Source organism: Rhizobium ecuadorense, assembly GCF_001187535.1.
Classification (GTDB): Bacteria; Pseudomonadota; Alphaproteobacteria; order Rhizobiales; family Rhizobiaceae; genus Rhizobium; species Rhizobium ecuadorense.
The window spans coordinates 1-20,502 of sequence record NZ_LFIO01000835.1 but is presented as its reverse complement, the minus strand read 5'-3'; the positions used below and the strand labels follow the sequence as shown (position 1 = coordinate 20,502).

At 61.1% G+C, this 20,502-nt stretch carries 21 protein-coding genes and 1 pseudogene; 11 read left to right on the top strand and 11 right to left on the bottom strand.

What is annotated here, in order from left to right:
* The first annotated feature begins 270 nt into the window (after positions 1–270).
* The 3 genes from AF337_RS14625 to AF337_RS14615 all read left to right on the top strand — a co-directional run bounded on the left by AF337_RS14625 (position 271) and on the right by AF337_RS14615 (position 2,213).
* On the top strand, positions 271–1,608 hold the full coding sequence (locus AF337_RS14625) for a nucleotide sugar dehydrogenase (RefSeq protein ID WP_049732609.1): 1,338 nt from the start codon (positions 271–273) through the stop codon (positions 1,606–1,608).
* A 79-nt stretch (positions 1,609–1,687) separates the two neighbouring features.
* The gene (locus tag AF337_RS14620; protein ID WP_049732608.1) at positions 1,688–1,939 is read left to right on the top strand and encodes a type II toxin-antitoxin system Phd/YefM family antitoxin; all 252 of its coding nucleotides are present in this window, start codon (positions 1,688–1,690) and stop codon (positions 1,937–1,939) included.
* A 1-nt stretch (position 1,940) separates the two neighbouring features.
* Positions 1,941–2,213, top strand: a complete 273-nt coding sequence (locus AF337_RS14615) for a Txe/YoeB family addiction module toxin (protein ID WP_049732607.1) — start codon at positions 1,941–1,943, stop codon at positions 2,211–2,213.
* Positions 2,214–2,249: 36 nt separating this feature from the next.
* Here AF337_RS14615 and AF337_RS14610 read toward each other — a convergent pair whose 3' ends face one another.
* Complete coding sequence (locus tag AF337_RS14610; RefSeq protein ID WP_049732606.1) at positions 2,250–3,419, bottom strand: DUF3095 domain-containing protein; 1,170 nt, start codon at positions 3,417–3,419, stop codon at positions 2,250–2,252.
* 124 nt (positions 3,420–3,543) lie between these two features.
* Here AF337_RS14610 and AF337_RS14605 point away from each other — a divergent pair, with 124 nt between their 5' ends.
* Positions 3,544–4,023: a class I SAM-dependent methyltransferase gene (locus AF337_RS14605; RefSeq protein ID WP_049732605.1), complete on the top strand. Its 480-nt coding sequence runs from the start codon at positions 3,544–3,546 to the stop codon at positions 4,021–4,023.
* Between the two features lie 225 nt (positions 4,024–4,248).
* Here the strand turns inward: AF337_RS14605 and AF337_RS43260 are convergent, their stop codons facing one another.
* Positions 4,249–4,401: a hypothetical protein gene (locus tag AF337_RS43260; protein WP_160320308.1), complete on the bottom strand. Its 153-nt coding sequence runs from the start codon at positions 4,399–4,401 to the stop codon at positions 4,249–4,251.
* A 451-nt stretch (positions 4,402–4,852) separates the two neighbouring features.
* Here AF337_RS43260 and AF337_RS14595 point away from each other — a divergent pair, with 451 nt between their 5' ends.
* Complete coding sequence (locus AF337_RS14595; protein WP_049732603.1) at positions 4,853–5,764, top strand: ankyrin repeat domain-containing protein; 912 nt, start codon at positions 4,853–4,855, stop codon at positions 5,762–5,764.
* A gap of 112 nt (positions 5,765–5,876) precedes the next feature.
* On the opposite strand, the gene AF337_RS14590 is transcribed toward AF337_RS14595, so the two are convergent.
* Positions 5,877–6,770 carry a LysR family transcriptional regulator gene (locus AF337_RS14590; RefSeq protein WP_049732602.1) on the bottom strand — a complete coding sequence of 298 codons (894 nt, stop codon included), beginning with the start codon at positions 6,768–6,770 and terminating at the stop codon, positions 5,877–5,879.
* Between the two features lie 69 nt (positions 6,771–6,839).
* Between AF337_RS14590 and AF337_RS14585 the strand changes: the two genes are divergently transcribed.
* Positions 6,840–7,811, top strand: coding sequence for a quinone oxidoreductase family protein (locus AF337_RS14585; RefSeq protein WP_049732601.1), 972 nt, complete (start codon positions 6,840–6,842; stop codon positions 7,809–7,811).
* A 195-nt stretch (positions 7,812–8,006) separates the two neighbouring features.
* Here AF337_RS14585 and AF337_RS14580 read toward each other — a convergent pair whose 3' ends face one another.
* The 5 genes and pseudogenes from AF337_RS14580 to AF337_RS14560 form a co-directional block, all read right to left on the bottom strand.
* Positions 8,007–8,654, bottom strand: coding sequence for an alpha/beta hydrolase (locus tag AF337_RS14580; RefSeq protein WP_244471260.1), 648 nt, complete (start codon positions 8,652–8,654; stop codon positions 8,007–8,009).
* Positions 8,655–8,768: 114 nt separating this feature from the next.
* Positions 8,769–9,041: pseudogene (locus AF337_RS14575) on the bottom strand (FkbM family methyltransferase); the annotation flags it as partial.
* A gap of 2 nt (positions 9,042–9,043) precedes the next feature.
* Positions 9,044–9,433, bottom strand: coding sequence for a hypothetical protein (locus tag AF337_RS42190; protein ID WP_152971082.1), 390 nt, complete (start codon positions 9,431–9,433; stop codon positions 9,044–9,046).
* Between the two features lie 237 nt (positions 9,434–9,670).
* Positions 9,671–10,549, bottom strand: coding sequence for an FkbM family methyltransferase (locus AF337_RS14565; protein WP_049732598.1), 879 nt, complete (start codon positions 10,547–10,549; stop codon positions 9,671–9,673).
* Positions 10,549–12,267 carry an adenylate/guanylate cyclase domain-containing protein gene (locus AF337_RS14560; RefSeq protein WP_049732597.1) on the bottom strand — a complete coding sequence of 573 codons (1,719 nt, stop codon included), beginning with the start codon at positions 12,265–12,267 and terminating at the stop codon, positions 10,549–10,551. Before AF337_RS14560 ends, AF337_RS14565 begins: the two co-directional genes overlap by 1 nt.
* A gap of 180 nt (positions 12,268–12,447) precedes the next feature.
* On the opposite strand from AF337_RS14560, the gene AF337_RS14555 reads away from it, so the two are divergent.
* A complete protein-coding gene (locus AF337_RS14555; RefSeq protein ID WP_049732596.1) occupies positions 12,448–13,542 on the top strand; it encodes a glycosyltransferase family 4 protein in 1,095 nt (364 codons plus the stop codon).
* The gene (locus AF337_RS14550) at positions 13,539–14,291 is read left to right on the top strand and encodes a polysaccharide deacetylase family protein (RefSeq protein WP_049732595.1); all 753 of its coding nucleotides are present in this window, start codon (positions 13,539–13,541) and stop codon (positions 14,289–14,291) included. Before AF337_RS14555 ends, AF337_RS14550 begins: the two co-directional genes overlap by 4 nt.
* Positions 14,292–14,324: 33 nt before the next feature.
* Here the strand turns inward: AF337_RS14550 and AF337_RS14545 are convergent, their stop codons facing one another.
* Both AF337_RS14545 and AF337_RS14540 read right to left on the bottom strand, forming a co-directional pair.
* Positions 14,325–14,699 (bottom strand): GFA family protein, encoded by a 375-nt coding sequence (locus AF337_RS14545; protein ID WP_049732594.1) that lies wholly within the window; start codon positions 14,697–14,699, stop codon positions 14,325–14,327.
* 93 nt (positions 14,700–14,792) lie between these two features.
* Positions 14,793–15,623 carry an MBL fold metallo-hydrolase gene (locus AF337_RS14540; RefSeq protein WP_049732593.1) on the bottom strand — a complete coding sequence of 277 codons (831 nt, stop codon included), beginning with the start codon at positions 15,621–15,623 and terminating at the stop codon, positions 14,793–14,795.
* Between the two features lie 496 nt (positions 15,624–16,119).
* Here AF337_RS14540 and AF337_RS14535 point away from each other — a divergent pair, with 496 nt between their 5' ends.
* Both AF337_RS14535 and AF337_RS14530 read left to right on the top strand, forming a co-directional pair.
* Positions 16,120–16,788 carry a GntR family transcriptional regulator gene (locus AF337_RS14535; RefSeq protein WP_049732592.1) on the top strand — a complete coding sequence of 223 codons (669 nt, stop codon included), beginning with the start codon at positions 16,120–16,122 and terminating at the stop codon, positions 16,786–16,788.
* A 2-nt stretch (positions 16,789–16,790) separates the two neighbouring features.
* On the top strand, positions 16,791–17,465 hold the full coding sequence (locus tag AF337_RS14530; protein WP_010067919.1) for a GntR family transcriptional regulator: 675 nt from the start codon (positions 16,791–16,793) through the stop codon (positions 17,463–17,465).
* A gap of 1 nt (position 17,466) precedes the next feature.
* Here the strand turns inward: AF337_RS14530 and AF337_RS14525 are convergent, their stop codons facing one another.
* Positions 17,467–19,362, bottom strand: coding sequence for a bifunctional sugar phosphate isomerase/epimerase/4-hydroxyphenylpyruvate dioxygenase family protein (locus AF337_RS14525; RefSeq protein ID WP_049732591.1), 1,896 nt, complete (start codon positions 19,360–19,362; stop codon positions 17,467–17,469).
* Between the two features lie 221 nt (positions 19,363–19,583).
* On the opposite strand from AF337_RS14525, the gene AF337_RS14520 reads away from it, so the two are divergent.
* Entirely contained in the window at positions 19,584–20,414 is an 831-nt protein-coding gene (locus tag AF337_RS14520; RefSeq protein WP_049732590.1) for a transporter substrate-binding domain-containing protein, read from the top strand.
* The last annotated feature ends 88 nt before the right edge of the window (positions 20,415–20,502 follow it).

The window sequence follows — 20,502 nt, the reverse complement described above, 5'->3', positions numbered from 1 at the left end:
GCAATTGCGAAACAATGGGGCCGGGATTTTTTTGTGCGCTCAAGTTGCAACAAAGGATTGTGCCGGGGCATTTCGGCCACACTCGGATAAGGATTTTTCAGGCGGGATCGGCGGGAGCTGCCCCTCATCCGCCTGCCGGCCCCGGTTGAGTTAGGGTGTGGGGCAGCCTTCGGCGCGAATCGGGAGGGGAACGAAGATTCAGGTCCGGGTTTAATTCACCGCGATCATGCATTAGATCAGCTTCCTCTTCCCCGTTTGAAAGATCCCGCCTTGGCCACCTCCTCCTTCGATATGCTTTTGCAGAAGATCGAAACCCGCGCGGCGCGTGCCGGCGTCATCGGGCTCGGTTATGTCGGCCTGCCGCTGGCAATGGCGGTGGCGCGCAGCGGTTTTGCGGTCACCGGCTTCGACATCGATCCTTCCAAAATGGTGGCGCTCGATGCCCGCCGCTCCTATATCGATGCCGTCAGCGACGCGGCGCTTGCCGCCGAGATCGAGGCGGGACGTTTCCAGGCGACCACCGATTTCGCTGGTCTTGCCGCCTGCGACGTCATCATCATCTGCGTGCCGACGCCGCTCACCAAACATCGCGATCCCGACCTTTCCTTTGTCGAGGCGACATCGCGCTCGATCGCCCAGCATCTGCGCCCCGGCCAGCTCGTCGTGCTGGAATCGACCACCTATCCCGGCACGACCGACGATATCGTCAAGGTCATTCTCGAAGCCACCGGGCTGAAATCCGGTTCGGATTTCTTCGTCGGCTTCTCGCCGGAGCGCGAGGATCCCGGCAATCAGCATTATCACACCGCCACCATCCCGAAGGTCGTCGCCGGCGACGGGCCTGAGGCGCTGGCGCTGATGAGGGCCTTCTACGGCGCGGCGGTCTCGACCGTCGTTCCGGTCTCCTCGAATGCGACGGCCGAGGCGGTAAAGCTCACCGAAAACATCTTCCGCTCGGTCAACATCGCCCTCGTCAACGAATTGAAGACCGTCTATGCGGCGATGGGCATCGACGTCTGGGAAGTGATCGACGCGGCCAAGACCAAGCCCTTCGGCTACATGCCCTTCTATCCCGGCCCCGGCCTTGGCGGCCACTGCATCCCGATCGATCCCTTCTACCTCACCTGGAAATCGCGCGAATACGAGCTGCCCACCCGCTTCATCGAGCTCGCCGGCGAAATCAATTCGGCAATGCCGCGTTATGTCGTCGGCAAACTTGCCGAGGCGCTCGACATCCGTGCCGGCAAGGCGCTGAGCCGTAGCCGGGTGCTGGTGATCGGGCTCGCCTACAAGAAGAACGTCGCCGATATAAGAGAGAGCCCGTCGCTGCGGCTGATCGAGATCATCGAGGAGCGCGGCGGACGGGCCGATTATCACGATCCCTTCGTCGCCGAGATCCCGCCGACGCGCGAATATCAGGCGCTGAAAGGCCGCCGATCGGTGGCGCTGGCGCCTGATACCATCGCTGGTTACGATGCGGTGCTGATCGCGACCGACCATGACAGCGTGGATTATGCGGCGATCGCGAAAAGCGCTGCGCTGATCATCGACACCCGCAACGTCTTCAACCGGCTCGGCCTGTCGGCCGATCAGGTCATCAAGGCGTGACGGAAAGGCGAGTACGCATTTGACTCCTCGGAAATATGTACATATATCTGTACATTCTGTGGCTAAGAAAGAATGCGTGATGGCACATGTTCGTTTGACAGAGTTCCGGCAGAACATCGCAACCTATTTCGATCAGGTGCTGGCTTCTCGGGCGCCGTTGCTCGTGACCCGTCAGGGTTCAGAAGCAATGGTGCTCATTGCCGAAAGCGAGTACGAGAGCATGCAGGAGACGCTGCATTTGCTCTCGACGCCTGCCAATTCTGCCCGACTGCGCGAAAGTATCGGACAGCTTCGCAAGGGGCAGATGGTCGAAAACGATCCAACTCTCTGACATGAAGTTGCTATGGACCCCAAATTCCTGGGAAGACTACGAGTATTGGCAGAAAAACGACCAGAAGATGGTCGAGAAAATCAATGAACTGCTCAAGGATACAAAAAGGTCACCCTTTAAAGGGCTTGGCAAACCGGAGCCACTGAAAGGCGATCTATCCGGGTTTTGGTCGAGGCGCATCCTCGGAGAGCATCGGCTCGTCTATTGCGTCACAGGCAAGGGCTCCAACCAGCAGCTGGAAGTCATCCAGTGCCGATTTCACTACGAAAAATAGTGTCTCGCGCATTGCAGGTGATCGAGATGATCTCGGTTACAGCGGTGCGGCCGAAAGCCCCTTGCCGCTCATTCGGCTCGCGGCCACCGCATAACCGCCTGATGCGCCGTCGATGAAATGCATATGGTCGCGCGAGATCGGCGTCGGCACGAAGCAGGTCATCAGCGCCGAGGCCTGCCGATGCAGGCCGTAGCGGGCAATGCCCTTGGCCCGCGCCGCTTCCAGCAGCGTCTCGATGCGTTTCAGGTGCTCGGCGTCGACATCGACCGTCATTTTCAGACCGTCGTCGAACTTGCGGAAATCGGAATTGCCGGCGACGTCGCGCTTGTAGCGGCGCGCATCAAAGCGGCCAAGCGGCATGCCGAGTTGGTGGAAGACGACGGTGATGGCGAGCTGCAGGACGATGATGAGTTTCTGCCGCAACCGCCGGCCGGCCGGTGCTGTGGCCTTGGCCTCGCGATTGATGCCGTGCAGCGAGAAGGCGAAATTCGGGCCATCGGCCGGCACCGGATGGCTGCCGCGGTTCTGCTCGCCGGTGATGGCGACGATGCCGTTGACGAGCTCGCGGAATTCCTCGCCCGGCCGGCCTTCGCCGGGAACCGCGATGATCGAGACGATCTCGCCGTTCTGCGCATCGATGGGGCTCCAGCGGCAGGAGAGGCCGGTGAGATCGGGGCGTGTTCCGGCCGCGGCGCGCGCAACGGCGTAATGGCCGAGCTTCATCTGTCTCTCCGCCCAGCTAGTGCCGCCGCCCCAGAACATCGCATAGGTGACATGCGGGCTTGCCGAGTATCGTGCGACGCGCACGTCAAAACCCTCGGCGCGGGTGTCGGCGACCGGAACGATGGCGACGCGCAGCATCAGGCCGAGATCTTCCTCGACCCAGACCTGGACGGCGGCAAGGGCCTCGCGCGCCGCCTGCTCCAGCGAGCCCGGAAGCGCGATCAGCGCGCCGTCGCCGCCGAAGACGAAGGGATAATCGCCCTTGCCGACGGCATTCAGGACAGCCGAAATGACGCTGGCGCCCGCCATGTTGACGTCCTTGTAGCGGCCGCCCGCGATCGCCTGCGTCGAGCCGACGATATCGGCGAGCGCCAGCACCCACCCATCCGGCAGCGGCCGGTAATTGGCGGCATCGGTCACGCCCTCGAAGGCGCTGAACAGCGGCACGGCGGCAAAGAATTCTTCGTCGGTCACGGTTTTCATGTCATCCAGCTTAGCACAGACCCATGTTGCCACTGCAACGCCATTTCCCATTTACGGCAATCGACTTGGCAAGGTTTCATGTGTTAGCACGCGCTCACGATTTTTCATGACGGATATGGATTAGATGAGCCGCCTCGACAGCTTCATTCGCCGGTTGACGGCGCAGCGCGACATTCTGAACGCGATCATCGATCTGGTCGGCGAAATCGACGGCCCGGTGCTGGAATTCGGCCTCGGCAACGGCCGCACCTATGATCACCTGCGCGAAAATTTTCCCGGCCGCCGCATCGTCGCCTTCGACTGGGAAGTCCGCTCCTATTCGGCCTCGACGCCAGAGGCACAAGACATGGTGACCGGCAATATCCGCGAGTCCGGCCAGGCCTTCCTCGGCATCGGCGCCGCCCTTGCCCATGCCGATATCGGCACCGGCCATGACGAGATCGACGCGGTGACGCTCACCTGGCTGCCGCAACTGATGGCCGGCGTGCTCGCCCCCAACGGCATCGCCGTTAGCGGCCTGCCACTGGAGCATGAGGAACTGGTGGCGCTGCCGCTGCCGGAGGGGATCAAGGAAGGGCGGTATTTTCTGTATCGGAGGTCGTAAGTGTTGTTGGGTAGCGACTGCTGTACCTTAAGCCTGAACTTCAAGACCGTATAGCCGCAGGTGCGCCTTGTTGACGTTGCTCTCGAGTTGGCATTTTCGTCCGATACCGGTGCTTTTTGCACTTGGCAGTCTTTGGATCATGTTTCACGAAAACCCAAGGACTTGGTTTTCCTCGATCACGAGCGTCCCTGTTTTGGCGTATCTCTATGCCAACATTTCTGTGATCTATTTCAGCAGGACGCCAATTTCGATATTGGCGGCGGTATTGGCAACGATAGTCCCATGTTTATGTTTTTCGCTGTTTTTAATGCGGAGGCTGGGCATCAAGTCCATCGGCAATCCGGAACACTCTAGGGCGAAGGCGATGCTGTTTGCCATCTGCGGGCTCGCTGCAGCATCGTTAGCCATTTATGGCGCGGCATATGTGCCCTCACAGTGTACGAATCAAAAATGCGAAGTTGGCGTCAGTCTGTTCGGTCCCATCGACTACAGCGCTATCTGGTTTGCTTGCATGTGGAGCGGATTGATGGGCTCCTTGTCTCTTCTGATGCTATATGGCGTCGTCAGTGGGCGGTGGGGCTTGCCCGAAGACTTTGAGCAACGTTAGGCAAGGTCGTCATTCCTTGCTTTGATGAGTTACCCCCTCACAAGGCGCAGGAATAAGCCGTCGCCGATCGCGCTACTCGCCTCCGCTTCAGCCGTGCTCGCCGGCGTTCATTGCCATCAATCGCTGGTAATGTGGTTGGCGCCATAGGCGCACTCCGAACTGGCCGATGGGGCTGATCGGGTATATAATTTCCGATCACCGTATTGGCCGGGGGAGAGCCAGATGCGTGAGCTGATCGGAAGCCTTCTCATCTATTTGAGTGCTGCTTTAACCGCCCATGGCGGTCCGCTTCACGAGGCGGTCAAGAGCGGCGATGTGACGGCCATCGCGGCGGCCCTCGATGCCGGCGCCGACATTGAGGAGCAGGACAAGGGAGCCACGCCTCTCTTCCTGGCAATTCGTAGCGGCCATCCCGAAGTCGTGGAATTGCTGATCGAGCGCGGGGCGGGTGTGAACAATCCGTCGGCGATGGGCCTGCCGCTGACCGGCGCCGTCCTGACCAACGCCGTCGACCTCGTGCGGCTGTTGTTGGCGCACGGTGCTGATCCGAATGCCGCCGCGCGGGGCGAACGCATGCTGCACTTCGCGGTCGCGAACGGCTGTCTCGATTGCGTCAAGCTGCTCGTGGAAGCCGGCGCAGACGTCAACGCCGTTTGGACCCGGGGCGACCCCGCCCGTCTCCCGGCCATTGTGACGGCCTACCATCTTGCAAAGCACGACGATCATGCCGACATCGCCGCCTATCTGCTGGAACATGGGGTCACCATTCTGAAACCCGAGCCGATTTCCGCGAAGCTGGCGAAAGGCGACCCGGCAAAGGGCGCGGCGTTCTTTGCCCCCAACTGCTCCTCCTGTCATGCCATCCGTGCGCAAGGTGGACCCACCAGGGGACCCAATCTGTGGAATGTCGTCGGACGCGACAAGGCCTCGACCAAGTTCGACGGCTACTCCAAAACGCTGTCGGCTTGGGAGGGGTCCTGGACGTATGAGGACCTCAATATTTTTCTCGCCGGTCCCACTCTGACAACGCCTGGCGTCGACATGGAAATCCGCGGCGCGCCTGACGAAGCCGATCGGCTTGATGTGATCGCCTATCTCAGAACGCTCGCCGACACGCCGGCGCCGCTGCCGTGAATAGCGCGCGCAGCGCCCACGCCCCGTGAGGACGTCGCCGCGTCACTGCCGTTCCTGTCAATGCGGCGACGCGTGCAAGGCCGATCTTCCGTTCCCGGCCGATATCGTTGATCTACTCGGACAAACGGGGCGGGTCGGCATGAGGCTTCTTTTTGAACGCGTTCTTCAACGCGTCCAGGACGACACGAACAGCCGGAACGTCCTTGATCTCCGCGTGCACGACCAACCATAGTTCCCGTACGAGAGCATGTTCGCCCTCGATCCGCTGAAGATCGAAAGGGACCGCGAAATCGGGCAGCATGACGACACCCCCGTCAAGCATTGCGGCCGCGACCTGAAACTCCAGAACGGATGATCGCAACGCAATTTGGCGGCCGGCGGCCACCTCGTTGAGACGCAATTGCTGCGGCGAGGAATTCATCGCTTCATCGTAGCCGATAAACGTCCATTCGGACGGTGCAACGGTTTCGAGGTAACGCTTCGAAGCGAAGAGGTTGAACGTCAGTTCCTGGAGCTTGGTGATCGAATAGTCGCCATCTTCCGGTCTTGACAGTCGGATCGCGATGTCCGCCTCGCGCCTGTTCAACGACGTAAACCGCTTCTCGCCAACAAGCGTAATCTGCACACCCGGATGATCTCGCCGCATCGCCACGATCGGCTTTGCCAGAAGCACGCTCGAAAGAGCGGGCGGGGCACTGATCCTCACATGTCCGCGCACTTCCGTCGCGCTGCTGCGCCCAATCTGCTCGACCGCGGCAGTCTGCAAGGCAATGACAGCTGCATGCCTGGCAACCTTCTCGCCTTCCAGAGTGAGGAGAATGCGCCGCCCGCGACGGTCGATGAGCTTGCGTTCGAGCGTTGCTTCAAGCGATGAGACGCGCCGACTTATGGTCGCGTGCTCGACGCCGAGTTGCTTTGCTGCGCCTAAAAACGTTCCCGATTGTGCCAGCGCCAGAAAATGCCGCAGGTCGTCCCAATCGAGTTGTGTGAATTTTCTCCCATTCATTGTGAATCAATAGGGAATTTTCACACGCTTGGCCAGCCGCTAGCCTGTGCGCATCAAGGAGATCGAACGATGACAGATCAGATCATAACGTTGAATGCCCCAGGCGACGTCAGCCGGTTTCAGGTACAGGATCATCGTTCCGCTCCTCCCGGTCGCGGCGAGATAGAAATTCGTCATGAAGCGATCGGCACCAATTTCCTGGACGTCTATCATCGCAAGGGTATCTATCCGATGCCCTCCTATCCGGCCGTGATCGGTGCCGAGGCTGCGGGTGTCGTGGCAGCGGTCGGTCCTGACGTGACGGGTTTGCAAGAGGGCGACCGGGTGGCATATGCGGGGCCGCCGGTCGGAGCCTACTGCTCGACAAGGACCATTGCCGCTGAAAGAGTGATCAGGCTTCCCGACGCGGTTTCGGCGAAAACGGCTGCGAGCTCGTTGCTCAAGGGCATGACGGCCTACATGCTGCTGAAGAAGACGTGCGATGTTCGCGACGGAAGTCGTATTCTGATCCACGCCGCCGCCGGTGGGCTTGGAAGCATCCTCGTCCGCTGGGCCAAGTCGCTCGATGCCACGGTGATCGGCACCGTCAGCAGTCCCGAAAAGGCAGTGCTCGCCAAGTCCTTCGGCGCGGATCATCTCGTCGTCGGGCGAGGGGCCGATATCGTCGCCGAGGTCCAACGGCTCACGAATGGCAACGGCGTTGACGTCGCCATTGACGGAATTGGCGGCGATATGCTGGTCAAAAGCCTTCGTTCGGTCCGGGCCTTCGGGATGGCTGTGACCATCGGGCAAGCCGCCGGTCCGGTCCCACCGGTTCCGGTCGAGGAGCTTCGGCCCGGCAAGTCGCTCTCTCATCCGAGCATCATGGCCTGGTGCGCCGATGTCGCAAGATACCACGAGGCGGCGCAGGCGGCAGTCGAGGCCATGGAAGCAGGGATCGTCTGCCAGATCGCCGCGGAATTCAGCCTGGCAGATGTTGCAAGAGCACATATCGAATTGGAGTCCGGGCGGGCCGCAGGCAGTATTTTGCTGATACCTTAGCGCATGGGGCGCAAAGGTGTGTTTGGCGATGACAATATGCGATCACCGTTGTGTCCGCCTACAGCACGGAACCGACATCAGATCGGAGGTCGGAACTATCGCGACAGCTGCGATGCCAGGAAATCGGCTGCGTTCTGGCGTGCTGTCGCAGCGTTTGGGCTTGTCGATCTCAGGAAAAAATCGTGCGCGCCGGCTTCATAAACATCGAGGGCAACAGGCCCTTCCAAGCCGTTGTGCCGTCCGTTGCAGTTCTCGGCCGATCGACAAGGGAAACGTACGATCAGCACTTCCCCAGATGAGCAGCAAGGGCGGCAATGAACGGACAGGCTGCGAATAGCCGTTCGGGAAGCCGCCATCGACCAGCACCAGGGCGTCTATATCGGCGCGTCCAACCGTAGCGGCCGAAGCGATTTGCGCGCCAAGGGAGATTCCGAGAACGCCTACCTTGCCGCCGTGGCCCGATTGCCCCTCAACATAGGCGGCCACGGCCTGAACGGCCGACGTCCACTCCGGCAACCGTTGCGCATAAAAATCGCTCCGCGCCCGTGCGCTGCTCGCTGCTGCGATAGTGTCGAGGTCGGCTGCCGACAGGATATGAACGAGATAGGCATTCAAACCCGCAGCCCGGAACGTCTGGCCAGTCTCATCATAAGCGGCCGCTGCAAAGCCCTTGCTGCCGCTCAAGATCAGAACAGCCGGGCATATTGTCTTCGCGCAGCTCCCGAAGCTCTCGACCAGGATCCGGCCGCCCGGCGTCGGTACGGTGAATTGCTGCCGGGATGCAGCATGAGCATTGTCAAACATATGAGCGAGAAAAACGAGGACGCATGAAAACAAGCGCATTTTGCTTCTGAACTCTACCAAGTTGCGAAAGTCAGGAAGTTTACTGGCGTTGCAACGATTGCTTGGCCAATGCCGTAAGGTGGTGGACGGCATCAATGACACAAGAAGCCGCCTCTACGGCAAAAACAGCACGTTATACTGATCAAACTCCCCCGGCAGATCCCGCACCTTCATCTCCTCCTCGCGGTCCTCGAAGAGGACGAGGCAATCCTCATAGTAGACGGCGAGCATGGAGATGAAGGCTCTCGTGCCCTCGGCTCCGTAGAACAGCGGCGTGAACTCCATGTGGAGCGGCACGCGGCGGGAAAGCAGGGGCTGCATCGAGCGGCAGGCGATCGGCTCGTAGCCTTCGATATCCATCCAGACGAAACCGATTGCTTCAGGGTCGCTCACGGTTCGGCAGAATGTTGCCTTTCAGTATTTTCTATAAGGGATTGCAAGGCAACGTACCCGCGGGCTTTTGATTCCGATAGTATTATCGCGGTCTCTTTCAAGGGGACCCTTCCGCCTTGTTGAAGATAAGCGAGAGCTATCGTTTGATCGATCACGGGGTCTGCCCCACAGGTTTTGTCAAAAATGTACCCAACCATAACGGCGTCGGGAATTTCTCCAACTTCGATTACTGGCCCGCCGGTCGCAGACTTTAGTGTTCCGTTGTCAGCAATGATGCATTTTGGGTATTCTGCAGTCCTATGATAAAGGTAAGCTTTGAAAAAATATCCTGCGAATGTTCCAACAAGAATTGCTGAGGTTGTCTTGAGTAAATTCGCAATTATCATTGTCCAAACCTAGATTCGTCCCAGTTGTAGTAATGATATTAAGAAAGGTCGATAATTTATATTGAATCGATCCCCGGTTTGACGATTTAATGCCGTAATCGCTTGCGTATACGGATCTTGTTATGTTGCCAGCAGCATCTACATCTGTAACAATTGCGGAATGTCCGGATGCCCATAACGCTTACCCCAATCTGGGCCGCTCTTAATCAATACGTTGCAGCCCGTTCAAAATTCGCTCTACGGCAAAAACAGCACGTTATACTGATCAAACTCCCCCGGCAGATCGCGCACCTTCATCTCCACCTCGCGGTCCTCGAACAGCACGAGGCAGTCCTCGTAGTAGCCGGCAAGCATGGAGATGAAGGCTTTCGTTCCCTCTGGTCCATAGAACAGCGGCGTGAACTCCATGTGGAGCGGCACGCGGCGGGAAAGCAGGGGCTGCATCGAGCGGCAGGCGACCGGCTCATAGCCTTCGATATCCATCCAGACGAGGCCGATTGCTCCAGGGTCGATCGAGAGGCCGGCGAGGATCTCGGAGACCGGCTTCACGGGCACGCTGATCTTCCTGTCGGTCGGGCTCTGGCGGAGGGCGCTGCTCTTGCCGTGATTGTTGCGGTTCAAAAAAAAGTCGATCTCGCCTTCACTCTCGCCGGCGGCGCAATTGACGAGGCGGACCTTTTCCGTGAGCCGGTTCTGGCGGATGTTGAGTTCAAGCAGCGGGAAATTGCGCGGGTCGGGCTCGATGCTGACGATCCCGGCATAGGTGCCGCTCAAGGCGAAATAGACGGTCTGGGTGCCGATATTGCCGCCGATCTCGAGCAGCGTCGCGTCTTTTCTCAGCAGGCCGCGCTCGCGCAGGATGGCGATCAGCCGGTCGACGGCGTCGCGCTCGAAATGGCCCTTCCGGAAGACCTTGCGGCCGATATAGTCGGAAGGCGAGAAAGTCATCAGATGGTCGCCGGCATCGACCGTCATCGAGACGACGCGCGGGCCGATATTTTCGATCAGCAGCCGCCGGCCGAAACGGGTGTCGAAGAAGCGCGAGGCGGCGGCATTACGCGCCTTGCGCAGCCGGCGGCTCCAATATTTGGCGGTCAGCCACGGTGTGCCGGGCATCAGTCTTTTCCTTCGAGCGGTTCTGCCGCTTTCTCTCTCGGAATGACATAGACTTTCAAGGGCAGGGCGCGGCCGCGCACGCTGATGTCGCGGCTTTCGATGCCGGAAAGATCGGCGCCGGAAAGCGTCGCCACCGGCTCGGAGATGACGATCGCCGCTTCGAATTCCTTGGCCGCACTTTCCAGCCGGCTCGCGACATTGACGGTATCGCCGATCGCCGTCATGCTGCGCACCCGGCCATAGCCCATCGTGCCGACCACGGCCGGGCCGGTGTGAATGCCGATCGCGATGCGCAGCGGCAGCGCCAGTTCCTCGGCGAGTTCGGCGGCCAGTTTCTCGATCTCGGCGACAATCGCCGCGGCCGCCTTGAGCGCCTGACGGCAGGCCTCTTCCGGCGCGGTGTTGAGGCCGAAGAGCGCCATGGCGCCGTCGCCGATGAACTTGTCGAGCCGCCCGCCTGCCTGCTCCACCGCCTTGCCGATGATGGCGAAATAGCGGTTCAGCAGGAAGACGACGTCGAAGGGCAGGCGCGTTTCCGTCAGCGTGGTGAAATGGCGGATATCGACGAAGAGCACGGCGATCTCGCGCTCGCGCCCCGGGCTGGTCTCCTGGCTGTTGACGGGAAGGGTCGCTTCGAGCGCCGGCACCAGCAGCGGCGCCACCGCGACATCGCGGTTCGGGCGAAGCTGGCAGGCAAGCCGCACATCCGGACCGGCATTGATGCGCCTCAGCGTCGTCTGCTCCATCTTGTCGGGGACAGGTAGATTTTCGTAGTCGCCGAGGATCTGCACCCGGCAGGTGGAGCACTGGCCCTTGCCGCCGCAGACGGCATAATGCGGCAGGCCGCCGAGCCGGCTTGCCTCCAGCACCGAGAAGCCGCGCGGCACACGGATCACCTCGCCGCCCGGATAATGCACGGCGACCTGATCGAGACGCTCCTTCAGCTTGCGCCGGGCGCGGGCGGCGACGACGATCAGCAGCGAGGCCGAGAAGGCGCCGTAGAGCCCGGCGCGGATTGTCGAGACCTCACGGTGGACTTCCGGGTTCGAGGCGTAACGGGCATTGACCGTCGCCTTATAGGGGCTGTTGGCGATTGCCTGCTGATAGGACGGGTCGGCGAGTGTGCGGCCCATTTCGACGAAGCCGAGCAGCGAGAGCACCGGCACGAGGATCGCCAGCGCCAGCAGCAGCGGCGCCAGGCCCGGGTACCAGGGGCGGTAGCGCAGCCAGAAATGCAGGCCGATGCAGCCGTGGATCCAGACGGCGACGAGACCGAATGCCTGCCGCAAGCCGTTCGCCGGCGCCCTGATCCACAGCGAGCCGACGACCGTCTCGTAGTCATCGATATAGCCATAGAGTTCGTGGGCGATGCGCGTGCCGATGACGTGATCGATGAGGAGCAGCGGGATCAGCAGGCCGAGCACGATCTGCGCCATCTCGCCCTTTGGCATGACCAGGCTGCGGCGCATATAGATGGCGCGCAGCACCAGCGCCATGTGGGTGAGAACCGACGAATAGAAAATGGCGGTCCCGAGAGGATTGCGCCAGATCGCCATGAACAGCCGGGCGGCTTTATCGGCGGCGGAGACTGAAATCAGGCCGATCGCATGGTTCGACAAATGCATGAGGACGAAGACGAAAATGACGAGGCCGGAACCGAGCCTCGCCCTTCTGATCGTACGCTCCGAAAAAATCCCTGTGGCCGAGACCGTCGTCATTCATTCCCGTTCTTGTCGATGCAACCGCAGGCTCATAGAAATTGAGAAAGAGGCGGAATTGCTTCCATCGCGATCACATTCCATATGCTTATGCGCAAGTTTTAGGGAAATGGACAATAGCGGAGTTTCGCCCGCGGCCATGCCGGTTGGAAACACTGTGTCTTCATGTGAGGGTTATGCATGCGGGTGGCTTTCTACGCGCCGATGAAATCGCCGAACCATCCGGTGCCGTCGGGCGACCGGCTGATGGCGCGGCTGTTGATCCGGGCGCTGGAGCTTGCCGGCCATGAGGTCGAGGTCGTCTCGGAATTCCGCACCTATGCCGCGACACCGGAAGCCGCAGCCGTGCTCGAACCGGCGATCGCTGCCGAGCTGCAGCGGCTGCGGAAAAAATGGGCATCAGTGCCGCGGCCCCATCTCTGGTTCTGCTACCATCCCTATTACAAATCGCCCGATCCGTTCGGGCCTGTGATCTCCGCCGAATTCGCCATTCCCTATGTCACCGCCGAAGCCTCCTATGCGGCCAAACGCGACAGCACCGGCTGGGCGGCTCAGCAGAAGCGCGTGGGCGCGGCAATCCTGCAGGCGGCGGTCAATATCAGCTTCACCGGGCGCGATGACGCCGGGCTTGCGGCCGCCTTTCCGCAGGCGCGGCTTGCTCGTCTGAACCCCTTCATCGACACGGCGCTGTTCGAGACGGTGTCGCCGGCGCCCGATCCGCTGCGTCTGATGGTGGTGGCGATGATGCGGGCAGGGGACAAGATGGAGAGTTATGCAATGCTTGCAAAAGCGCTGCGGCTGATCGAGGACCGGCCCTGGACGCTTGCCGTCATCGGCGATGGCCCGATGCGCCGGGAGGTGCAGGCGCTGTTTGCCGCCGTTCCCGCCGACCGCATCGAGTGGCTGGGAGAGCGGGATGGGGCTGAGATTGCCGGCCTGCTCGGGCGCGGCGGCCTCTATGTCTGGCCGGGCTGCGGCGAGGCTTACGGCCTTGCCTATCTTGAGGCCCAGGCTGCCGGCCTGCCCGTCGTCGCGCAGGAAACGGCAGGGGTGCCTGCGGTGGTCGAGGCTGGGGTGACCGGCCTGCTGACACGGGATGGTGATGTCGCCGCCTATGCCGCGGCCGTGGCTGCCCTGCTGGACGACGGGGAGAGGCGCGGCGCCATGGGGCAGGCGGCACGCAGCTTCGTGCTCGATCAACGCTCGCTGGCGATTGCGGCCGAGCGGCTGGACGGAATTTTGCGAGCCAATGCGGCAACAGGAGTAAGGCAATGACCGACAGGACGAGCTGGGAGCCGCTGCGCCGCGAACTCGACCGCTGGCAGGCCGCCGGCCGCGTGGCCCGCTTCTGGCTGCGCGACGACGATGCGATCGAGCCGACGCCTGATCTGGAGAGGCTGCTGGCATCGTCGGGCGAGAACGAGGTCCCACTGACCCTTGCCGTCATTCCCGGCCTGACGGGCGAGGCACTGGCGGCGCGGCTGGCGGAAGAAGCAGGTGTCAGCGTCGCGGTGCACGGCTGGTCGCATACGAACCATGCCGGGCCGGAGCGGAAAAAGCAGGAACTCGGTGGCGACCGGCCGGCGGAAATCGTGCTCGGCGAGCTGGGCGAGGGGGTCCGGCTGCTGCAGCGGCTCCATCCGGCTCGCTTCCTGCCGGTGCTGGTGCCGCCGTGGAACCGGATCGACGCCACCCTCATCCCGGCGCTGCCGGACCTCGGTTTTACCGCGCTTTCGGTCTATGGGCGGGCAAGGCAGGGCGGGCCGATACCGCTTCTCAACACCCATGTCGATATCATCGATTGGCACGGCACGCGCGGCGGGCGGAGCGAGGCGGAGCTGGTGGCCGAGCTGGTGGCGGAGCTGCGCGACCGGTTTGCCGGCAGCGACGAGCCGATCGGCGTGCTCACCCACCATCTGGTGCATGACGCGGCCGCCTGGGATTTCCTGTCGGCCCTGTTTACGGCGACCGGCCGGCATCCTGCCGTCCACTGGTCGGCGGCATCGGCACTTCTCAAGCCGTGAGGCTTGCCATCGGAAGGTCGCCGATGTCCCCACTCATCGTCGGTCTTCCTCAAACTGCTCGGCGCCCTCGACCGGCCGCAGCCACGGCTCGCGGCGCTTGATCCAGAGTTCGTAGCCTGGAACAAGCGGCGTCGGCGCCTCGGACAGGATGCCGAGCTTGATTTCCGCCTCCTCGCCATCGACGGAAAACAGCCGCGAACCGCAGCCGGTGCAGAAATGCCGGCCTTGGAACGCGCCGGTTTCCCCCGAATGTTCGAACTGGCCGGCGGGCCAGATCCCATAGAAGGTGAAGGCCGACCCGCTTTCCTTCCTGCAGTCCATGCAATGGCAGATGCCAACGCGGCTGGGGTCGCCGCCAACAGAGAGGCGCACCTGCCCGCAAAGGCATTGTCCGGAAATTACGGTCATGGCTGATATCCGTTTCAAGGATCTAACGATGCCGAGAAAACGGTCTGGCTCGGGATCTGTTCCCCGGCAAGCTCAAGCGCGGCCTGCAGCCTGTCAGATCACCACGATCTGATTGTCGCGGGCGGCAAAGGAATCGGGGAAGGCGGACTGCGCCTGCGCTTCCATCTGCGCCAGCTGCTCGTCGGTGCGCGAGGGGGCGTGGTGGAACAGGGCGAAGCGTTTGGCGCCGGCTATCTTTGCCAGCTCGGTGCCGTGCTGCCAGGTCGAATGGCCGAAGCCCTTGAAACGCTGCATCTCGTCTTCATTGTAGGTGCAGTCGTAGACGACGAGATCGGCATCCTTCATCATCTCCAGCGAGACCGGGTCGTGGCTGCCGGGAATATGCTCGATATCGTAGATCAGAGCGACCGAACGGCCCTGCCATTCGATGCGGTAGCCGATGGCGCCGCCCGGATGGTTGAGCATGAAGGTCTTGATCTCGATGCCTTCGTGCGGCGTCAGCGCCTGACCGGGATGGAAATCGCGGAAGTTCATCGTCGCCTGGCAGATATCGGTTTTAACAGGAAACCAGGGCGGGCTGATGAACTGCTCGACCATTTCGCGCGTGCTCATCTTGCCGTCGAGATGGCCCGACCAGATGTTGACGTTGATCGAGGGATAATAGATCGCCTTGAAAAAGGGCAGGCCGATGATGTGGTCGTAGTGGCAGTGGCTGAAGAACAGGTCGACGTCGCTGACGCCGTCGGCGAGCAACGACAGGCCGGCCTCGCGCAGGCCGGAGCCCGCGTCGAAGATCATCCTGTGTTCTCCGCAGCGAATTTCGATGCAGGAAGTGTTACCGCCGTAGCGGTCGAACTCGGGCCCCGAGACGGGAATACTGCCGCGGACGCCCCAAAATTTTACCTGAAACAGTTCTGTCGTCATCTTTCTTCAAACCGGCCTTCCCGCCCGCCATCGTAAACATAGTTTATCCCGATGCGAAGCAGCAGAATTCCACGGGTTTGCCTGTACCCCCTTTCATTCTCCTAACCGCTAGCGGAAGAAGAAGTAGATTTTCCTAAGCAATCGGCTTTCGCGTCGGAAAGCAACCCGGTATGGTTGGTTTTCGGTAAACGGGCTGCGGGCGGGGACATTTTCCCGTAAGTCATGCCTATTAGATGGTTGCGCGCGATTGAAAAAACAATTGCCGCCATCTCGGCTCGAATCCGGGTGCCAACCATTTGCGCTAAAACGTTTTTGCGACAGCCTGATACAGCTGCAGGCGCCAGTGCGGCGTGAGCGGATTTCTCGTCCGCATTGCATGTCGGCAGAAACAGCATCCTCTGAGAAAATTGTGTTCGCTTCCGCGCCAATGTTTCCTTGATCGCCGCCGCCGAAAAGCGATATATCCGACGATAGTGGAAATATAAGAGACTCGGTGATGCTGCAGCCTGTCGTAAACGAGACCATCGCCGAGAGCAGTTACCGGCGCATTCGGGCCGACATCATTTTCGGGCGGCTGGCGCCCGCACAAAAGCTGAAGCTGGAAAGCCTGAAAGAGTCCTACGAGACCAGTATCAGCACGCTGCGGGAGGTGCTGAACCGGCTCTCCTCCGAGGGGCTTGTCGTCGCCGAGGGACAGAAGGGGTTCGAAGTTTCTCCCGTGTCGGTTTCCGACCTCAGGGAGACGGCGGCGATGCGGCTGCTCCTGGAGAGCCATGCCCTGGAGCAGTCGTTCGCGCGTGGAGACGTGGAATGGGAGGCGCCGCTGGTCGCGGCCCATTACAAGCTGGCGCGGATGGAGAAGGTCATGGCGTCAGGTGATACCAGCAGGGCCGAGGACTGGAAGCGCTACGACTGGGAGTTCCACCAGGCGCTGATTTCCGCCTGCGGGTCGAAACTGCTGATGCAGACCCACTCGGTGATCTTCGACAAATATCTGCGATATCAGATGGTTGCCCTGTCCTACCGCGGCGACGTCGCCGCCGAAGAACACCAGCAGCTTTTGGATGCGGCCTTGCGGCGGGATGCGGAGACTGCCAAGCGGGTGCTTGCGTTTCATATCGAAGGCGGGGTGGAACACGCGCTCGCCAAAGGGACGCTGAAATAGCCATGCTCAAGCAAGTCCACGACCCGGCGGAAACCGTAAGCGATGTCGTTTTCCGGCAGATCCGCGAGGATATCATATCGGGGGTATTGCCGCCGGGGGCCAAGATCAAGCTGGAGCAGGCCAAGGAGCGCTACTCCATCGGCATTTCGTCGCTGCGCGAAATTCTGAGCCGCCTGACCACGGAGAACCTCGTCGTCGCCGAAGGGCAGCGTGGTTTCGAAGTCAGCCCGGCTTCGCGGCGGGAACTGCTGGAGCTCGCCGACCTGAGGATCGTTCTTGAAACCCATGCGATCGGCCTTGCTTTCGCTGCGGGAAATCTCGAATGGGAGGGGCGCATCGTCGCTGCCCATCACCGGCTGGCCGCCGCCGAGCGCAAGCTGCTGGCCGGCGATATGTCGCGCACGGTCGACTGGGTCCGGTACGATTGGGAGTTCCATCAGGCAATCGTCTCGGCCTGCAATTCGGAGACGCTGATGGCGACCCTGTCCTCCGTCTTCGACCGCTTCCTTCGTTACCATATGCTGGCTGAAAGCTTCCGCGGAAAGCCTGTCGTCGATGACCACCGGCTGTTGTTCGAACTGTCCATTCAACGGGACGTCGCCGGCGCGACCGAGGTGGTCAGACGGCACGTGCAGAGCGGCGTCGCGCATGTGCTGAAGAGCGGCCGCATTCTTTAAATTAGTAAGCGTCTTTTGGAATTCCTTCCGGGCGCATCTGTCTTTTCAGCGCGGCGATGCGGAAGATGGCGTTCGGGGCGCCATAACCGCGATAGCCGCGGCGCTCGACGATCTCGAAAAAGAAACCCTCGCCGTAAGTGCCGCTGTAAAGCTGGAAATATTCACCATGCTCGTCGCGGTCATAGAGGATGTTCTCCGCTTTCAGCCGCTCGGTCATGACGGGATCGAGCCCGAAGCGGGCTTCGACGTCGTCGTAGTAGTTCGGCGAAATATGCAGGGATCTGAAACCGCAGCTGCGAAGTTTTTCGGCGGTTGCGAAGATGTCGTCGGTCGAAAACGCCAGGTGCTGGATGCCGGATCCGAACTTCTCGGCAATGAAATGTCCGGCCAGGGTGCGGCGGTTTTCGGCTCCGTTCATGGTGATGCGCAGCGCCCCCGACTGGTTTTCGACGACCTGGCTGCGGACCACCCCGGCTGGATCGATGATGTCGACCATCGGGGTCTTATGGGTTTCGAAGATCGACGTGTAGAACAGAAGCCAGGTGAGCATTTCATCATAGCCGACCGTCTGGGCGACGTGATCGACGCGGAGAAGGCCGGCAGACGCCGTACCGGTGTCGTCGCTGACCGGGTGAAAGTCGATTTCGGAAAAGCGGCCCAAAGCGCTCTTGTCGTCGATCAGATAGACGATGCCGCCGCCGACGCCCCGAATGGCCGGCAGTTCGAGTTCACCCTCCGCCACCGGTTGGGCGAAGGGCTCGGCATCGAGAGCAAGCGCACGCGCATATGCCTTTGCGGCATCGTCGACGACCAGGGCCATGGCATAGGCAAACGTGCCATGCACGGCGTAGGCCGCGTTGGCAAATCCCGCCTGATCGACATTGACGAGGATGCGGATCTCGCCCTGCTCGAACAGGGAGACCTTCTTGCTGCGGTGGACGGCGGTCTGTCTGAAGCCGAGGGTGCGCAGCAAGGCCACCAGCTCGACCTCATCCTGTTCGTCCGTGGCAAACTCCACGAAGCCGACACCCTTGACGGCGGCCCTTTCCGGCATCGCCGCCCCGGTCATGCTTTGGGTGCCGAGATCGCGGCGCACCTGATCGCCGAGATAGATCAGGGAGCGGTGGCCATCGGCGGCGATCGGCCGCGACAGGCCGCCTCGAAACTGGTCGTTGAAAATCTCCAGGGAGAAATAGCCGTCATAACCGGTGGCGGCGACGGCTTCGGTAAAGGCCGTGACGGGAAGGTCGCCTTCTCCGGGCATATTGCGGAAGTGGCGGCTCCAATAGAGCAGATCCATGTCGATCAGCGGCGCATCGGCAAGTTGGACGATGAAGATTTTCTCTTTGGGAATCGAGCGGATCGAATTGACGTCGATCTTGCGCGACAAGGTGTGGAAACTGTCGAGGATCAGGCCGACATTCGGATGATCGGCGCGCCGCACGATCTCCCAGGCGTCGCGGTGGTCGCTGATATGGCGACCCCAGGCGAGCGCCTCGTAGCCCACTCTCAGTCCGCGCCGGGCGGCACGTTCGCCGAGTTCCCGGAAATCGTCTGCCGCCCGGTCGATGCCGCCGATGGCGGCCGGCGAGACGTTCGAGCATACCAGCACCAGATCCGTTCCAAGCTGCTGCATCACGTCGAACTTCCGTTCGGCGCGATCGAAGGTGCGGCTTCTAAGCGGCTCCGGCATGCCTTCGAAATCACGAAACGGCTGGAACAGCGTGATTTCCAGGCCGTGGTCGCGCACCAGTTTTCCGACATCGGCCGGGCTTCCGTCGAAGGCCAGGAAATCGTTTTCGAAAATTTCGACGCCGTCGAAGCCGGCTCGGGCGATCGCCTCGAGCTTCTCAGGCAGTTCGCCGCTGATCGTCACAGTCGCAATCGAGGTCTTCATATCAAAGCCCTTTCGGCATCCATCGCCCAGCCGCGAAAAATCGCTCTCACCTATTATTGCAAATCTCGTGAGGAATTCAAATAGCTTGATGCATTATAAAATCTCATATGATTTTGAAAAACTCTGTTGATTTACGCGCCCGTCTCTGGCAATCATTCCTCCCACAGTCAAAAGGTGAGGTGGCTGTCCGGTCGAACGACCGCCAAAGAGGAGGAAACCTAATGTTCAAATCTATGCTGACGCGCCGAAACGCGATGCTCGGAGCCGCGGCCCTGGTGGCTGCCGTCACCGTGGCGCAACCGGCCGCCGCCATCACGCCTGACGAAATCAAGGCTCGCGGCAAGATCATCGTCGGAATTCAGGGCGACAACCCGCCGTGGGGCTTTGTGACCAGCGGCGGCAAGCAGGACGGCCTCGATGCCGACATCGCGACACTGTTCGCCAAGGAACTGGGCGTTTCCGTCGAATTCGTGCCGCTCGAAGTCAACAACCGCATTCCGGCGCTGACGGCGGGGCGCGTCGACGTTCTGTTTGCGACCATGGCAATGCTGCCGGATCGCGCCAAGGCCGTGCAGTTCTCCAAGCCCTATGTTGCCAATGCCATCGTCCTGATCGGTCCCAAATCGGCGGAGATCAAGACGAATGCCGATATGGCCAAGTTCAGCGTCGGCGTCGCCAAGGGTGCTGCGCAGGACACGCAGGTGACGAAGAACGCGCCTGAAGGCACGACGATCCGGCGCTATGACGGAGACGCTGCGAGCGTCCAGGCCCTGGTGTCCGGCCAGGTCGATACGCTGGGCGGCAACATCTTCTATATGGACCGGGTCAACAAGGCGCGCCCGGGCGAATTCGAAAACAAGCTTGAATTCCAGAAACTCTACAACGGTGCTTGCACGCGTCTCGGCGAGAAGGAAATCAATGCGGCGCTGAACAGCTTCATCGACAAGATCAAGACAAACGGCGATCTCAAGGCCGTCTACGACAAGTGGATGAAGGTCCCGGTCCCGGAATTCCCGGAGAAGCTGGAAGGCATTCCGTTCGCGGCGAACTGAGCCAAGCGTCGGTTCACGTCGGTGGCTGCCGATTGCCCCTCACCCTAACCCTCTCCCCGTAAACGGGGCGAGGGGACGTGCCCCGCGA

Bases quoted from the DNA above. Each gene is read 5' to 3' on its own strand.
- AF337_RS14585 (WP_049732601.1), top strand. From the start codon at position 6,840: ATGACAGATCAGATCATAACGTTGAATGCCCCAGGCGACGTCAGCCGG.
- AF337_RS14555 (WP_049732596.1), top strand. From the start codon at position 12,448: ATGCGGGTGGCTTTCTACGCGCCGATGAAATCGCCGAACCATCCGGTG.
- AF337_RS14525 (WP_049732591.1), bottom strand. From the start codon at position 19,362: ATGAAGACCTCGATTGCGACTGTGACGATCAGCGGCGAACTGCCTGAG.
- AF337_RS14530 (WP_010067919.1), top strand. From the start codon at position 16,791: ATGCTCAAGCAAGTCCACGACCCGGCGGAAACCGTAAGCGATGTCGTT.
- AF337_RS14620 (WP_049732608.1), top strand. From the start codon at position 1,688: ATGGCACATGTTCGTTTGACAGAGTTCCGGCAGAACATCGCAACCTAT.
- AF337_RS14550 (WP_049732595.1), top strand. From the start codon at position 13,539: ATGACCGACAGGACGAGCTGGGAGCCGCTGCGCCGCGAACTCGACCGC.
- AF337_RS14580 (WP_244471260.1), bottom strand. From the start codon at position 8,654: ATGCGCTTGTTTTCATGCGTCCTCGTTTTTCTCGCTCATATGTTTGAC.
- AF337_RS14535 (WP_049732592.1), top strand. From the start codon at position 16,120: ATGCTGCAGCCTGTCGTAAACGAGACCATCGCCGAGAGCAGTTACCGG.
- AF337_RS14565 (WP_049732598.1), bottom strand. From the start codon at position 10,549: ATGCCCGGCACACCGTGGCTGACCGCCAAATATTGGAGCCGCCGGCTG.
- AF337_RS14610 (WP_049732606.1), bottom strand. From the start codon at position 3,419: ATGAAAACCGTGACCGACGAAGAATTCTTTGCCGCCGTGCCGCTGTTC.
- AF337_RS14595 (WP_049732603.1), top strand. From the start codon at position 4,853: ATGCGTGAGCTGATCGGAAGCCTTCTCATCTATTTGAGTGCTGCTTTA.
- AF337_RS14540 (WP_049732593.1), bottom strand. From the start codon at position 15,623: ATGACGACAGAACTGTTTCAGGTAAAATTTTGGGGCGTCCGCGGCAGT.
- AF337_RS14520 (WP_049732590.1), top strand. From the start codon at position 19,584: ATGTTCAAATCTATGCTGACGCGCCGAAACGCGATGCTCGGAGCCGCG.
- AF337_RS43260 (WP_160320308.1), bottom strand. From the start codon at position 4,401: ATGGCAAACAGCATCGCCTTCGCCCTAGAGTGTTCCGGATTGCCGATG.
- AF337_RS14590 (WP_049732602.1), bottom strand. From the start codon at position 6,770: ATGAATGGGAGAAAATTCACACAACTCGATTGGGACGACCTGCGGCAT.
- AF337_RS14615 (WP_049732607.1), top strand. From the start codon at position 1,941: ATGAAGTTGCTATGGACCCCAAATTCCTGGGAAGACTACGAGTATTGG.
- AF337_RS14605 (WP_049732605.1), top strand. From the start codon at position 3,544: ATGAGCCGCCTCGACAGCTTCATTCGCCGGTTGACGGCGCAGCGCGAC.
- AF337_RS42190 (WP_152971082.1), bottom strand. From the start codon at position 9,433: ATGATAATTGCGAATTTACTCAAGACAACCTCAGCAATTCTTGTTGGA.
- AF337_RS14560 (WP_049732597.1), bottom strand. From the start codon at position 12,267: ATGACGACGGTCTCGGCCACAGGGATTTTTTCGGAGCGTACGATCAGA.
- AF337_RS14545 (WP_049732594.1), bottom strand. From the start codon at position 14,699: ATGACCGTAATTTCCGGACAATGCCTTTGCGGGCAGGTGCGCCTCTCT.